Source organism: Paenibacillus sp. FSL k6-2145, assembly GCF_037976585.1.
Lineage (GTDB): Bacteria > Bacillota > Bacilli > Paenibacillales > Paenibacillaceae > Paenibacillus.
On sequence record NZ_CP150267.1, the window covers coordinates 411,748 to 426,238 of the forward strand.

General features: G+C 42.9%; 21 protein-coding genes. 1 reads left to right on the forward strand and 20 read right to left on the reverse strand.

The genetic code is table 11. The features are described 5' to 3' along the window. Window positions 1–15: 15 nt before the first annotated feature. The 8 genes from NZ043_RS01805 to NZ043_RS01840 form a co-directional block, all read right to left on the reverse strand. Window positions 16–495 (reverse strand): DinB family protein, encoded by a 480-nt coding sequence (locus NZ043_RS01805; RefSeq protein WP_339310389.1) that lies wholly within the window; start codon window positions 493–495, stop codon window positions 16–18. Between the two features lie 30 nt (window positions 496–525). Continuing rightward, a complete protein-coding gene (locus NZ043_RS01810; RefSeq protein ID WP_339310391.1) occupies window positions 526–1,062 on the reverse strand; it encodes a GNAT family N-acetyltransferase in 537 nt (178 codons plus the stop codon). A 500-nt stretch (window positions 1,063–1,562) separates the two neighbouring features. Further along, a complete protein-coding gene (locus NZ043_RS01815; RefSeq protein WP_339310393.1) occupies window positions 1,563–2,045 on the reverse strand; it encodes a hypothetical protein in 483 nt (160 codons plus the stop codon). After that, a complete protein-coding gene (locus tag NZ043_RS01820) occupies window positions 2,045–2,566 on the reverse strand; it encodes a cysteine hydrolase family protein (protein WP_339310394.1) in 522 nt (173 codons plus the stop codon). The genes NZ043_RS01815 and NZ043_RS01820 overlap by 1 nt, the downstream gene beginning before the upstream one ends. 30 nt (window positions 2,567–2,596) lie before the next feature. Then, window positions 2,597–3,019: a hypothetical protein gene (locus tag NZ043_RS01825; RefSeq protein ID WP_091027847.1), complete on the reverse strand. Its 423-nt coding sequence runs from the start codon at window positions 3,017–3,019 to the stop codon at window positions 2,597–2,599. 37 nt (window positions 3,020–3,056) lie between these two features. Beyond that, entirely contained in the window at window positions 3,057–3,602 is a 546-nt protein-coding gene (locus NZ043_RS01830; protein WP_339310396.1) for a GrpB family protein, read from the reverse strand. Window positions 3,603–3,701: 99 nt separating this feature from the next. Beyond that, window positions 3,702–4,256, reverse strand: coding sequence for a hypothetical protein (locus NZ043_RS01835; protein ID WP_339310398.1), 555 nt, complete (start codon window positions 4,254–4,256; stop codon window positions 3,702–3,704). 113 nt (window positions 4,257–4,369) lie between these two features. After that, complete coding sequence (locus tag NZ043_RS01840; RefSeq protein WP_339310400.1) at window positions 4,370–5,860, reverse strand: glycoside hydrolase family 43 protein; 1,491 nt, start codon at window positions 5,858–5,860, stop codon at window positions 4,370–4,372. Window positions 5,861–6,038: 178 nt separating this feature from the next. Between NZ043_RS01840 and NZ043_RS01845 the strand changes: the two genes are divergently transcribed. Further along, window positions 6,039–6,941 (forward strand): ArsR family transcriptional regulator, encoded by a 903-nt coding sequence (locus NZ043_RS01845; RefSeq protein ID WP_339310402.1) that lies wholly within the window; start codon window positions 6,039–6,041, stop codon window positions 6,939–6,941. 9 nt (window positions 6,942–6,950) lie between these two features. On the opposite strand, the gene NZ043_RS01850 is transcribed toward NZ043_RS01845, so the two are convergent. From NZ043_RS01850 to NZ043_RS01905, 12 genes are all read right to left on the reverse strand, one after another. Beyond that, on the reverse strand, window positions 6,951–7,370 hold the full coding sequence (locus tag NZ043_RS01850; protein ID WP_339310404.1) for an NUDIX domain-containing protein: 420 nt from the start codon (window positions 7,368–7,370) through the stop codon (window positions 6,951–6,953). A gap of 28 nt (window positions 7,371–7,398) precedes the next feature. After that, window positions 7,399–7,926 (reverse strand): DinB family protein, encoded by a 528-nt coding sequence (locus NZ043_RS01855; RefSeq protein WP_339310406.1) that lies wholly within the window; start codon window positions 7,924–7,926, stop codon window positions 7,399–7,401. Window positions 7,927–7,954: 28 nt separating this feature from the next. Continuing rightward, window positions 7,955–8,413 carry an NUDIX pyrophosphatase gene (locus NZ043_RS01860; protein WP_339310408.1) on the reverse strand — a complete coding sequence of 153 codons (459 nt, stop codon included), beginning with the start codon at window positions 8,411–8,413 and terminating at the stop codon, window positions 7,955–7,957. A 17-nt stretch (window positions 8,414–8,430) separates the two neighbouring features. Next, a complete protein-coding gene (locus NZ043_RS01865) occupies window positions 8,431–8,580 on the reverse strand; it encodes a hypothetical protein (RefSeq protein WP_167483655.1) in 150 nt (49 codons plus the stop codon). 34 nt (window positions 8,581–8,614) lie between these two features. After that, a complete protein-coding gene (locus NZ043_RS01870) occupies window positions 8,615–9,364 on the reverse strand; it encodes a metallophosphoesterase family protein (protein WP_339310411.1) in 750 nt (249 codons plus the stop codon). Next, window positions 9,361–10,305, reverse strand: a complete 945-nt coding sequence (locus NZ043_RS01875; RefSeq protein ID WP_339310413.1) for a GNAT family N-acetyltransferase — start codon at window positions 10,303–10,305, stop codon at window positions 9,361–9,363. The genes NZ043_RS01870 and NZ043_RS01875 overlap by 4 nt, the downstream gene beginning before the upstream one ends. A gap of 38 nt (window positions 10,306–10,343) precedes the next feature. Next, the gene (locus NZ043_RS01880) at window positions 10,344–10,808 is read right to left on the reverse strand and encodes a hypothetical protein (protein WP_339310414.1); all 465 of its coding nucleotides are present in this window, start codon (window positions 10,806–10,808) and stop codon (window positions 10,344–10,346) included. A gap of 29 nt (window positions 10,809–10,837) precedes the next feature. Continuing rightward, the gene (locus tag NZ043_RS01885) at window positions 10,838–11,539 is read right to left on the reverse strand and encodes a DUF1361 domain-containing protein (RefSeq protein WP_339310416.1); all 702 of its coding nucleotides are present in this window, start codon (window positions 11,537–11,539) and stop codon (window positions 10,838–10,840) included. A gap of 41 nt (window positions 11,540–11,580) precedes the next feature. Then, window positions 11,581–12,009 (reverse strand): GNAT family N-acetyltransferase, encoded by a 429-nt coding sequence (locus NZ043_RS01890; RefSeq protein ID WP_249911940.1) that lies wholly within the window; start codon window positions 12,007–12,009, stop codon window positions 11,581–11,583. A 17-nt stretch (window positions 12,010–12,026) separates the two neighbouring features. Beyond that, window positions 12,027–12,476 carry a GNAT family N-acetyltransferase gene (locus NZ043_RS01895; RefSeq protein ID WP_289392861.1) on the reverse strand — a complete coding sequence of 150 codons (450 nt, stop codon included), beginning with the start codon at window positions 12,474–12,476 and terminating at the stop codon, window positions 12,027–12,029. A gap of 33 nt (window positions 12,477–12,509) precedes the next feature. Next, a complete protein-coding gene (locus tag NZ043_RS01900; RefSeq protein ID WP_289390143.1) occupies window positions 12,510–12,920 on the reverse strand; it encodes a GNAT family N-acetyltransferase in 411 nt (136 codons plus the stop codon). Between the two features lie 128 nt (window positions 12,921–13,048). After that, on the reverse strand, window positions 13,049–14,275 hold the full coding sequence (locus NZ043_RS01905) for an amidohydrolase (RefSeq protein ID WP_339312625.1): 1,227 nt from the start codon (window positions 14,273–14,275) through the stop codon (window positions 13,049–13,051). Window positions 14,276–14,491 lie beyond the last annotated feature (216 nt).

Genomic DNA, 14,491 nt, shown 5'->3' on the forward strand with positions numbered 1-14,491 from the left:
TGACCGCCTCCCCTGTTATTCAGGTATAATCAGGCCTTTGCCAATCACATTGGCGGATACTGGCTGCTTGCCCAATTCTCTGCCCCATACCGACAGCTGTCCCATATGGTGAATTTCATGGGCGATCACATGTCGCATAACTTCTCCCCATGAATCTGTACTGGCCTTGCCAGCTGAGCGATGATCGATAAAAGCTCTTTTTTCCATACTCGAATCCCAGGCTGTAACAAATGCCTCCACATCAGGACGTAACTTGCGATCCAATTGCCTTACCGCCTCAAGATTCTGGTAGTTTGCAAAATCTTCCGCATCATCCGGTTTGCCCTGAAGCAACTGAAGCCAGCTCCACTCTACATCAATGATATGAAATAACGTTTGTAATATGTTGCCTACTCCGCCCGTGCGAGGCCGAAGCAATTCTTCAAGCGGTACATCTTCACACCACACATACCATTGCTCACGCACCATCCAGTTATAACGAAAGAATGTTTCCATTGGTATATTCCCCTTTATCGGCTATATTTTTCAGAGAGATTTGATCAATTCTGTATTGGCAAAGGTACCCTCCGAATGTTCAAGATCACCATAAATTCCGCTAATCTGATTAAATCCGGATTTAATCCAGAAGCGTAATGCAGGCCAATTTTTGAGCGCCACGTTAATTCGAATTTCCTTGTAACCAAGCTCAGAACAGTGCAGAGTTAGTGCCTGAATTAATTCTTGTCCATATCCCTGCTTCTGGATCTCGCTCTGGATATATAGAAATTCAAGATAAATTGAATCTTCCAAGGGATACCCATGGTATACACTTAACAAACCAATATAGCGGTCACCCTCATTCGTGCGAATGGATTGAATTCGATAATTCTCCAGCCTGCCTCCCGGCGGAAGGTGGCCTTCTTCAAAACATTCTTTCACATAGTTCCGATCATGCTCTTGTCCATCCCATTGATGCAAGTACCGACTGGTCTCATATATGGACTCGAGTTCAGGAATATCGGACTCCTTCACGTCCGAAATAATGAGCCTGTCTGACTTCCATTCTACTGGAAGTTGTTTCATCGTAATCACTCCATCTTTATATTCTATATAAGTTAAACTATTGAATATTTACACTGGCCACTACGATGACAGAACAACCTTCCGATCGCTGTTATCCCCAGAGTTTTTTGATTCATTTTATAATGGGAAACTCCGGGGATAAAGGCGAACGCTCCGCTTCTTCAGGTCCTTTCTGTCCTCTCCGTTTCGTGCAACTATTCAGTTCAAATTTATTTAGTTAATTTCTTTTTTATATATAAGATTACATGAATACCTGCATAAATAAACAGGACATTGAACAAATATAGAAGTACATTTAAATAGATGCCAGATATAAACCAGATTGTTCCCTCAGAGTTAGCATAATGATAATCCGTAAAGAATCGGAGCGGGAAACCATACTCTGTTCGGAGCGGTCCATCTTCAGTATGTAAAGTTCCAGGAATACATAGGATGGCTAATACAGCAAGCCAGGCTGATAGATTCATTATTCTTTTGTTAATCGTCAATACATCTCCCCCTTATTCAACACTAACGGTATCTTTACCAAAATACGTTCCTTTCAACTTTTGATCCATAAAGTCTCTTAAGTCCTTTTGATCAAGTATATATTTCGAATCTCTATTAAATCTGCTTTTTGTGGATACAATAATCTGTTTCCGATTGTATTGAATTTTAATTTCAGCGTTATGCTTTAATCTCAAAGCAATTCCTGCACTAATGCTTCCTGTGACATCATCTACTGGTATTTTGGCTGATTCCGGGGCGGCATTCAGCCAGCCGACTATACGGCTAATGTCTTCTTTACTTAACGTAACATTGTCAATCCTAGTGTGTGCTCCACCGTCGCCTGTCCTGGTGTACACGACTATGCTCATCTCTGTGCTTATCACTTGATTTCTCGAAATCGGCTTATTTGGATCAGGGTTACTCGTGATTAGAAAATACAGAAACATGATTGCCGCACCTATGAAAAACCAGAATCGCCTACGTTTTCCTAGCATTACAGCGCATTCTCCGTATCCACCACGTTGGCAAACAGTCTCAGTACCGTATTGTGATGTGCAATAATCTGCTCTGCTTGAAGCGTCTTTGAATTCCATGTGCTGTGTGCATCTTGAACCAGATTGACCGTGTATCCCAGACTGTACGCTCTGCGGCAAGTCGTGTCTACACATACCTCGGTCTGCATTCCCGTAAGGACTAACTCCTTCACGCCATTATCTTGCAATTTCAGATGCAGATCGGTTTTGTGAAACGAATCCGGTGTCTCTTTTTCGATAACGAGGTCACCAGCTATAGGTGCAATGGACGGATGAATGGCCCACCCCGGAGTTCCTCGTTCCAGTGGACTGCCTGCCCCTTCGCAGTGTTGGATATATATGATGGAATGCCCTGCTTCACGGGCCCTGGCAATTAACACCTGGATCTTCTGAAGCAATCGTTCCCCTTGATAAACGGGATCTCCTTCATCAAACATCGCTACCTGTACGTCAATGATTAGAAGTGCACAATGCGTTGTCATCTTGCTTTCCTCCTGACGAATCAATATAATTTAACTCTTTCTTCTTCGCATCTTTAACAAAACTTCCAATCCCATATCAATAAGAACAAATAGAATAGCAGCAAGAACACCAAATAAGGTCAGAACTAACGTCTCTTTGAAATCCAAGATTGCTTCTCCTGCGCCCATGACCAGATAATAAATATACATGCCCAAAACTCCAGCACAGGCATAACTCAATATCCTCGTACTTAGATACAAAACATGATTAACGAATTGTATTTGGCTGAGCAGATAGTCTAGCAATATCGATAAAGGTAGCCCGATCAACAGGATCAAGGGAGTCGCGTATATCGGATAAATAAGAATGTAAAAATCAAAACTGTAGGATTCATTCATCGATATGAGACTTGCAGCCAAAGTAAAACAAATGATGGTTAGAACGGTTGTCATCAGCTTTCTTCCCATGTTCATCTCATCACTCCAATACATCTCTATTCATTGGATGTGCTCATGCGTCAGATTTTGCCGGTTGCCATCCGATTTCTTGAGACCAACGATGTGCTCTCTGTAAAATGCTCCACACCATTGGTCCTTTTCCTTCAACATATTTGGGACGCTCATCTTTATACAATGACATGAGTCTGTGCTTTTCTTCTGCATATTTCAAACAATCTTCTGGATGCTCCCTTAAATAGTCTCTAAACAGCAAGGTCATCTGCTCGGAGAAACTGCCTACCTGTCTAACGTGTATATGTATCCTTCTGCTTCCGGGTTCTTCACGAAAGTAACGTTTAGTCTTATCCGGATTTTCTGCTCTGAATACAAATCCGACTGTTTCGATCTCACGTTTGTAGTCCAACAGATTCTCATGATTAGAAACAGATAATTGTATATCTATTATGGGTTTGGCATCTATTCCAACAATTGAAGTGGACCCAACATGATCGATCCGCAGAGCCTTTTCTCCTAAGGCTTCTCTTAATTTCGAACCCGTTTCGAGAAACAAATCACGCCATGCCGGATCATACTTTGCAATTCTCCATTGATCCTCCATACAACTCCTCCTTGGTTATTCAATCAAGCTATATAATTAAATAACACGTTCTTTTAACCTTTTGTTACATGTAGATTATTTAGTGATGCCATATAGATATCATGCAAAATCATCATTGTTTATCCCTAGTTCTATTTGTTTTTGGGATTCAATCATGTATTCGTACACATCATCAATTTCAGTTATCCCTTTAATATTCTTTTTTAACAGTTCAATAATTAAATTATAATCACTCTCTCTCATCCTTATATCTTTCAAATAGTTATCGTTATAGTCATTCATAAAATCTAATTTATTCTTATAAAATCGAAATCTCTCCAAAACATATACTTCCTTAAGATTAATAAATAATGCTACAAAATCCTTAAAGTTTCTGGCCACTAAAGTTACTTGATTACCAAACGCCGTAGGTTGGATAAAGATAACCGGAGCTTCTTCCAAATCACTAATGGATCTGTTAAACGTGAAAAAAGCAAAATGATCACCATCTGCTCCTGTTCTTCCAAATATGATGGCATCGTCTGGCGTACAGTAGTATCTATCCTCATCATTGTTAAAACTAATATAAAAACCCATATAATCTTGGAGGGTTCCATCATGTTGTTTACGTAATTCCTTATCTATTCGAACGATGCCTTCTAAGGATGCTGGCATTTTATAATGTACTCCCAAGTTTAAATACCTCTCTTCTGTTAGCATTTAATAGATCTATATTTTGACACAAAATAAAAATAAGAGAAGGACCCTTAGGCCCTCCCCTTAACTTCTTAATGATAATCACACTTGAAATTTGTAAACTCAGCTGAAGCATCTTGCCCGCTCGTGTATAACCCAATAAGTACGCCTGTAAAACCTCCTGCCACCTCCGAGGATAGGTATCTCGTCTGTGCCGTGCCCAGCAGAATCTCTTCACCATCTACTTGAAACAGGAAGCTGTAGCGTTCCTGGCTTGAACGGATTACCAGCGTTGCATGCTGTTTATTTCCCAGATTCACTTCATGTTCTATCGATTTGACATCACCGATATTCAGACGCTCGATCACCTTATAGCCGTCCTGCTGCCCACGAATAGCCACTTCATAATGATGATTCTCATCCATGTAGATCGTGATCCCAGCTTCTCCAGTCGTCAGACTGACATCGACTGAAATTGTGGCATTAAAGTCTTTTTGACGTAACCCAATGAACGTCGGGGATGCCGGAACGTCCAGCGTTACATCGGTTCCTGTTAGCGTAAGCTTGTCTGATTCAAGCTGATAGTGCTCTGTATTTGGATGACGAAGGTAACACCAGTCGAGGTTCCAGTCTGTATTTTCAAACGTATAATGCTTCTTGTCCTGCTGGATCACCGTGTCCGGGATACGATTAGTCTCAAAACTCGTCAGCGTTGTACCTTCATGCCCGGCTGTAAACCATCCATCTTCACCAAACGTAATTGGAGTAAGAAATACTTCTCGGCCCAAATGATGGTACGTAGCCCATCTGCCGATCTGTCGAAATCCCAAGTGAAAGAGCCACCAGTTTCCCCGATCATCCTGAACCAGATCACCATGCCCTACTCCCTGCAACTCATAACCTCCCAGATTGCGGTTGGTCAGAACTGGATTGTGCGCATAGGCTTCGAACGGTCCTGAGGATGAAGTTCCCCGGGCATACGTTACCATGTGACCATACTCGGTGCCGCCTTCGGCTGCAAGCAGGTAATAGTAACCGTTCATTTTATAGAGATGCGGGCTTTCCAGATATCGTCCACCTGTCCCATTCCATATCGAACGACTCGGGGTCAGTTTGCGGCCAGTTTCAATTTCAAGCTCGCACTGAACAATTCCGCCAACGCCTTCATCATCCACCCCATTACTCATAAACAAGGTTTTTCCATCTTCAAAATACAAATCGGGATCAATCCCGCCTTGATCCACATAAATAGGCTCAGACCATTCTCCGTAAATATCGTCCGTCCAGACATAGAAATTCTGATGTGTCGTATCATTCGTTGTAACCATATAAAAACGCCCGTTATTATGCCTGATGGTTGGGGCAAATACACCCCCGGAGCTGTTCACCGTCTCGAGCTGAATCTGGCTTTTACGAGTCAGGCAGTGACCAATCTGCTTCCAATTCAGCAAATCCTTGCTCTCAAAGAGCGGTACGCCCGGAAAGTACTGAAAAGAACTACACACCATATAGTACGTATCGTTGACTTTGATTACACTAGGATCTGGATAGAAACCTTTAACAACAGGATTATTGTATTTCACTATACTCCACCTCTTATGCTAAAATTCATAAATATAAGAATCCAACTTTGTAGCTACTAAAAAAAATTAAACACCATTGGCTATAAACTTGCAATGAATCTGGATTGTATCTTGGAACTAATTTTATTGAATTAATACATATGTGATTTTAGAAGATTGAGGGTAGGGAGTTGTGCAGATGATCAAAGCAAATGGGGAGCCCCGGTTCCTTCCTTTATATGAGGCACTTGCAAGTGAAGTCAGATGGAGAATCATGGATATGATTGCAGATCGCGAAATGAATGTGAAGGATATTGCGACAGTATTAGAGCTTAGCCCCTCTATTGTCACGATGCATATTCGCAAACTGGAGGATGCGGGTCTAATTGGGAGCAGACGAGTTCGGATCAACGGAGGGACGCACAAATTATGTTACCTTAAGCAAAATCAGATTGAGATCGAGCTGCCATCCCCAAGCCAAACTTCACGAACCAGAGAGCAGACGATATCCGTCGGACACTATACTGCTTTTGATATCCATCCTACCTGTGGGCTAGGAACACTTGAGAAAGAAATCGGCGTATGGGACGATCCACGTTACTTCCTTGATCCTGAGCGGGTACACGCCGCTATCCTGTGGTTTGGGAAAGGTTATGTAGAGTATAAAACACCGAACTTTCTACTACCTGACCAGACAACCGATGCTATTGAAATTTCGATGGAACTGGCATCTGAAGCTCCGGGATTGCGAGATCATTGGCCTTCCGATATTCGTTTCACCTTCAATGGCGTTTCTCTCGGAACGTGGACAAGCCCTGCCGACTTTGGCAGAGCAGCACGCGGCAAATATACACCAGAATGGTGGCATCGTAATGTGAATCAGTATGGATTATTGAAGACCATTCGCATTGATGCCTCCGGTACCTATATGGATGGTGAGCGGATGTCAGACATTACTCTCGCGGATATTAAGCTTATCGAACCGTTCTGGACGCTACGCTTCACAGTTGACGAGGAAAGCCCCAACGTTGGGGGATTAACGATCTATGGTGCCGGTTTTGGTAATCATGATCAAGATATTGTTATTCGTGTATTAGGTTAACTTTCTCATCTAATCGGTTAACTCAATTTTGTCAAAAACATTATATTTCTCCAGATCTGAAGTGATCGCAAAGGGTAGGTAATGATTTAATCCAGATCTGGTTGCCCACATGTACTCGCTATGTTCTTCTGAAAGATTCACTTGATGATCTTTGGTTCTGCACAGATACATTAGAAGAATGACCTGTCTATGCGGATCGGTAAAGAACGTATTGGCAAACAGTAATTCATCTATTTGAACTTTAATGCCAACTTCCTCTCTAATTTCACGGACCAAGGCCACTTCCAACTCTTCTCCAAAGTGAACTTTTCCCCCTACGGTTTCCCAACTTCCTGCGCCCACCTCATCCACTAATGAGCGCTTGACAAGCAACACTCTACCTTCATTCTCGATTAGTCCTTTAACGACATTCACCATTTTGTTTTCCAAGCGCTTAGTCTCAACCCCTTTTTTTGTATTAGCAATCAGTTTGTGTTTGGAACCATCTTCTTAACTGATTAATATGAGCTTGATGATAACGGTTATGGTCAGCCATGTGCCATAATCCCCAACGTACCGTAGCTTGCTTTTCATTCTGATGTCCAAAAGTAACTACTCGGTCTAGGTCAGCATCTGCTACTTGTGTGCATGTTTCTTTCAGAAGGGTTAATACACCCTCATATTGAGAGATAAGTGTGTCACGTGAGACACCTTGAACCAGTGGAAGTCTATTATTTTCATCAATCATGGGGCCATATTGCTCTATTAATGGCTGCGGAAGAACAACCCCCTTTATTCTATAAACCCAATTCATATCAACAAACGTAATATGTCGTATTAATTGAGCTGTACTATTAAACTGGTTCTGTTCCCCTTTGTAATCTACCTCTTCTTGCGACATCCCCTCAGTAATCGATTTAAGTCGCTCACTATTCTCTCTTACTGCGGAAAATAACATTCCAACAATAGGCTCCATATTGGCTTCACATTGTAAATCGTAAATCAAAGTCATCCCTCCTCGCTTGAGTACATATCTATTTCGATGACTCTCTGATCAGTCTTTGATTCAATTCCCAGATTGCTACTCTATTACTATCCCAATTAAGTATTTTACGAGCTTCTTCATAAGCCACCCATTTATATTCTGAGTGCTCATTGGATATAGACAGATCCATTTCATCCAGTTCTACTCCAAAGCAATACTCAGGAATAACAAATGTATCAGGTCCCCACATAAAATAACCAACCACATCTACCACGGAGTGAGTCGAGCTTGAATTAAGACTCCTGTATCGACTATTTAAGGGGATTCCCGCTTCTTCAAATGCTTCTCTCATGGCTGCTTCTAATGGTTTTTCTTCATTTTCCCCTCCCCCAGCTATGCCCTGCCAGTAACCTTCTCTTGATCTTCGAAAGATAGCGTATGCATAGTCATTTGAATCTTTCAACCTGGTATAAGGAAAAACTAATATTTGAAATGGTGCTCGAGACACAGGTACATCCCTCCTCTTTACCTTCGCTCTTTCAACAGGTCCTTAATTTCCCTTAACTCTGATAATATTTCTTTGGTGTGCTGGCTATTTTTTGAGTTATCTATTCCAACTTTCACAACATAAATACCGAGGAAGAGATACACCACCAACATAATGATCATTCCCATGTACATCTCTCCTTTCCAAAGTAGCAGCACATTGCTACGAACGTTTACTGCCGTCTATATGCTCTCTTTCCAACTGATTCCCATGGAATGCCTTCAAAATAAAAGCCCGATCCGGAATGTTCAACCGTTCATACGATTTCAGATACTCCCTATTGTCATATGGAACACCAATGAATTTCACGTCCAGTTTGCCCTCTTGGAGATCCACGATGCCATATCTGGCAATGGCAAGATCGTTACAGCCTAAAGCTCCCGGATTCAGATATACTCTTTGATCTGTCCTATAATAATGAAGAATATGATGATGACCAAAACAAACCAAATCATGGGCCGTCCCCTGATACTTCGCGTCTAATTTGGTTCCAGATGGTTCTTTATCGATGACATCCAACTTGTCGTTGCTCATATGATAGTGAGTCAAAAGGAACTGACGTCCTTCTACCTCTTTTTCAACGAATTTCGGTAGAGCTTGTATTTTCTTGATCGATTCTGCACTTAGATGTTGACCAATCCATTCATGGTGCTCAGCTATGCCTTTATGACCTTCTAATGGCCCCTTATTTTGGAGCAAACTCAATACGGCCTCTTCGTGATTCCCTGAGATCGCTATCATATTTTCACGGTTGTACAGCATCTCAATCACTTCATTGGAGTAAGGGCCAATACCGATCATATCCCCCAAGCAAAATGTATGCTCAACCTCCCCTCTGAAATCAATATCAGCTAATACCGCTTGAAGAGCAGGGAAATTCCCATGAATATCGGTTAAGATGGCAACCTTCATTGTGACTCCTCCTCAGGAATATACATCGTCTGAATCTCCTGTACACCCGGAATAAATCCCAGATTCAGATATACGGACTCGGCATCATTTCCTTGCATCACATACAATCGTAGCACAGGATACTGACCCTTAAGCGCATTCAAAGCTCTCTGTAACATCAGTGTAGCAAGCCCTCTTCCTCTATAGGCCGGCCGAACCCCTATGCTATATACAGCAGCCTGATTATCCTGCAGACAAAGACGACAGTTGGCAATAAGCTGTCCCGTTTCCTTATCGTACACAAGCGTGGAGGCTTGAGTCAGAATCTCATTCGTATAATTAGGATCATCACTTGGAATAAAATCTGCAAGCGTGGTATGTTTTCTTCGTGTAGCTTCAAGACTTCCTGCAAAACTTTCCAGGTCACATTGAGCAATTTCATCTTCATTCACATATTTTCTGGTACCGGTTTCACTTTCAATAATCTCTGGACTCTTCACGGTTACCCTGCTGTCCCACTCGATCTCAAAATGATCTGTAGGCCGCTGCATCCAGCGACATCTGAACTCCACTGGCCAGAATCCAGCTCTTGCGTATAGATCAACTTGGTCTGGAAGAATCTCAAAGGTCAGAATGCGTTTGGTGCGATCGGACCACTGCATTAATTTATCCTTCAGAAGTTTCAATACCTCAAAGCACTGCTGGAATGGCGGGATAAAAAACAAATGATACATCCGGTTAGGCTCCATTCTCACGCCACCTATTTTGCTTTCCCCCTTGTAAATCCAGTACGCACTGATCTTGGAAGAACTGAACTCTTCTTCCCTGAAAAATCCGACATAACGCATATCATAATAAACCGTGCAATATAATCCCCATTCGGCAAAATCAGCTTTGCGAATCGAATATTCATCCGACAGATCATATTGAAGAATATCTGTAGACCATTCCGTTAAACTCATACGTCATTCCTCCTCAATTCTAATTACATGTACAGCAATTAAAGAACCTTTCTATACGCCACCCCGTGAACATGAATTAACACATGCTCTGCTTCCAAATGTTCAAAGAAATCCAACATGTCCTTAAACGGATTCTCGAAATACGAAGTCAGGTATGCAAGCTCTGGCGTTGTTTTTATAAAATTGTAAAAAAAGTAGGGGTCCATGTTACCCACATCTTCTGGACTACCAAGGAAAACCTCTAATGTCTGCCCTGTTTTTGTATTCTTGAACATACAGTGCTCACCGTGAACATCAAAATACCAGTTTCCCGTTAATTCTTCTTCTCCATGGATTACATCCGCATTGGACAGCAAATGGTACGCACCTTCGAGAATTGCTGTCCGATCAGGCTGGTCGGTTTCCAATATCAATTGGTCTATTAATTGCCGCGCGATTCTTTGGTACATATCCATCACAGCCAACAATTCTTCCGTAATTTCCTGCGTTATCGCCTTCATCATTTCAGATCCTTTGCCCTTTCAAACGAAGATTAACTGCCAGACCTTGCGGTTAGCAAAGATAAAATAACGTATCCAAAAAGTTGAACCGTAAATACAATGGCGACAAACTCAACCATGATGCTGTTCGCTGCATTAAAATCATTCACAAGATCCACGAAGATCTTCCCAGGTCGGGATAATACATCCCACGAATTCCACCGATTAAATCTACCAATGTAGACCCCTATACTGCTCAATAGCAAAATAACACCGACAACCATCATACTAATGTACTTATTTACTAATTTGTTTAACATGCCGTGGATTTGAATGATCGAACAAGTTGAGAGCAGCAATCCGATGATCGCTACGGCAAACGTCAGAGTGAGTCCATACCAAAAATCAATATTAACCCAAAATCTAACCTCCCCTTGAGCATCAAAATATCTGAATGAATGCAGAATCTCCGTAAAAAGATAGGCCGCATTGGGCAGGAAAAAGAGCCATACTCCACACATCAGCCCCATACATATCATGCTCGTTGTGGTTAATTTCTTATTGAATATGTATCTAATGCAGGATGAGATGATGAATGGTACCCATGCCAGGAACATATCCCAACTTAAAAATCGATACATATTCGTATCTGTTTGGGCACGTAAATACATCACAACACCTAGACAACAAAGAGTAGCCACGAGCAAGGTAAAGAAGAGTCGGAGATCTTGGACCGGATATTTGTTATCTTTCATTTCTTTGCTTCTACTTCCTTTTCCTTGATGAATGTTATACGTTATAAATACTTTTTAAATGCCTTGCTGGATTCTCCGTTGTACCCCAATTTCGTATAAAAGTGATGTGCTTCGTTTCTGGAAGATCCGCTCGTAAGAAACACCTTTACACAATTTTTCTGCACACACACTTGCTCTACATATTTCATCAATTCAGATCCATATCCCTTGCTCTGCACATGTTCCGTAATGATAACCCGCTCAACTACGCCGAATGGTCTATTTTCCACCAAAGCATCCAGACATATATGTAAATGAGCCGTTCCGATCACCTGATCACCCAGTTCATACACAAACAAGAAACTGTTTGGGTTATTCCGAACCTCTTCAATCCGTTCTGCCAGCACCTTTGTGTTTAAGTTGTTCGGCAATAATTCTGTATACAGCCTTTCGATAACCGCTGCATCCCTAGCTTCTGCCTCTCTTATCATCAAGCTTCCCCTCCCTGTTACCTCACTTGATAACTTAAAATGATATCACCGTTGTCTTCAAACTCTCCCGTTTCTTGAAACCCGATACGCTTATACAGCGCATTTGCCGCAATGTTATGCGGAACATGGGATACCCTGATTTGCTGGCAGTCACTTCTCTCTTGCAACATACGAACCACTTCTTGAATAGCAAGTTTCCCGTAACCCTTCCCCTGGTACTTCTCATCAATCATGAAGCGCAGAATCCAGTAATACCCGTCATTGTAGATCTCGTTATCAAATAAAATAAAACCGACCATCTGATCCTCTGCCAAAATGCCGTATGGTTTGGACGTAATCTCCTTCGTTGCATGAATCAATGAATCCGCATTGCTAGCTACCAAATCTAGCTGATCTTCCCGTGGCTTAAGGTGGATGCACTCAAGTTCATTTTCTGTGGTTATAGGTCGTAACGTCACTTGTTCCATACCCACAATCCTCTCTCCTTGCAGGCTTATTCACTAGATTTTCTTGATCAATATAATCTCCAAGGGTTGTGTATCCAGCAACAGAGCCCCTGCATCAACATACCCCAGCTTTCGATAGAAATGTTGGGCATGTTCGTCTGATTGCGTTGAAGTCATCACCGTATCAAAGCCTTGTTGCTTCATTAAACTTTCCCAGTGATGCACGACTTTTTTACCATACCCGCCGTTTCGATAGGGTTCATCAATCCAGATCATATTCATGAAGGGAAGGTTGTCCCAAAAGTATCCGTACCTCATCCATCCAACTCTGGATCCCTCGTCCTCGTCCCATAGGATGAATATTTCTTTCTCACGAATCTTCGTTTTCACAAGTGGCTGATGGATATGCCGATCTCTTTCAATGATATAGTCATAGTCAGCTTCCGTTGCATACTCAATCTTCATTTGAATTACTCCCTTCATTAACTACGTCCATCATAACCCAAAATGTGGTAGTTGCGAACAGTTCTTTCCTCTTTTTCTCCCATGCCAAAAAACCACGGTTTCCCGTGGCTTCACCCGCTCTATTTTCCTCAATCCGCTGTTGATCCGCTGACCAATTGCCCCTTGCACCATACGGCCTGCCGCGCAGATCGCCGCGCAACGGCTTCCGCCGAACAACTCGCATGCACCAATACAAAACTCGCGGTGTCGCCTACCTTCGGCCATACCTGTTCCCCTTGTGAATCCAGCGGTGTGATCCCCCCTGTAACGAATGCCAAAGATTGAGACAAGGACAGTTCGTCACTATATCCGTACAGTTCTGCAAATCGCCCCGCTTTCTCAAGCATATCCCCATTGCCAAAAGGAGACCAATGATCCGTCAGGCTGTCTGTGGCCAGCTTCACGTTCACGCCCATTCGGTGGAGCATGGGAAGAGGCATCATCGTTCTGCCAATGGGCACCGTGGAAGCAATGCTCATCCCGAGCGAGGCCATTCGCTGCGCCATATCTTCCGCTTCCTGCTGCTCTGCGCGGGCAAACCAGAACGCATGACTCACCGTAACTTTGCCCTGGAGCCCTGCTGCTTCGGTCAGATTCGCTAGTTCCAGCAGCGTTTGTTTGCCGGCCTGCCCACCATCATGCAGATGAATATCGATGCCCGCCTGGTGCTGAACAGCAAGTTCAACCATGGCGTTCAGTGATTTCTCGATCTGTTCGTCCACCGTATGAGGATCAAGTCCGCCCACATGTGTTGCACCTTCCTTCATCGCTTGGCCCATAAGCTCCACTGAATGGGAGCGAAGCAGTCCATGCTGCGGGAAAGCCACGATCTCCGAAGAGATTTTGCCCAAAAATGATTCCAGAGCCTGCCGTGTAGCTTCCAGTCTTTTCAAGCCACTGACGGGTTCAATATTGCAATGGCTACGTACATGAGTGGAGCCGTACCCCTGGATCAAGGTCAGAATACTCTCAGCTTGACGCTTGGCATCTGGTAGCAACTTGGGCAACAGAACCTTTTCTTCTTCAATACGTTCGAAAATACTGGAGATACGTTTAACGGCTGTCCACGGCCCATCGTAATAGGTTTTATCCAGATGAATATGCGCCTCCTCGAACGAAGGCAACAGCAGAAGTCCCTTGCCATCTACTTGTGGTAGATCGCTAGACAGACGGTTGTTTCCTTCCACAATCTCCGCGATCACTCCATCTTCAATCCGAAGATGAGCTGGGCTTGTCCGTGTCCCCGTCACCTGTTCTCCCTCCCGAACATAACCCCGCTCCACAGTCACGTTTGTTAACCAATAAGCTTGTTTCATCATATCATCCCTCTTTTCTTACCCGGCATTACGTCCCCCGGATACAGATTGATCTATGATCCATGGTACCATACGGTTTCACCGGGCAAAAATACGTAAAACGTTGGTGTTCCATATGCGGAACGTTTGCATTACTCTACCTTAATACATGCAAAAAAACAGACACACTGAAGTGCCTGCCCTGTCCATATCACCTTAATCTTCTATGTTCCCTCT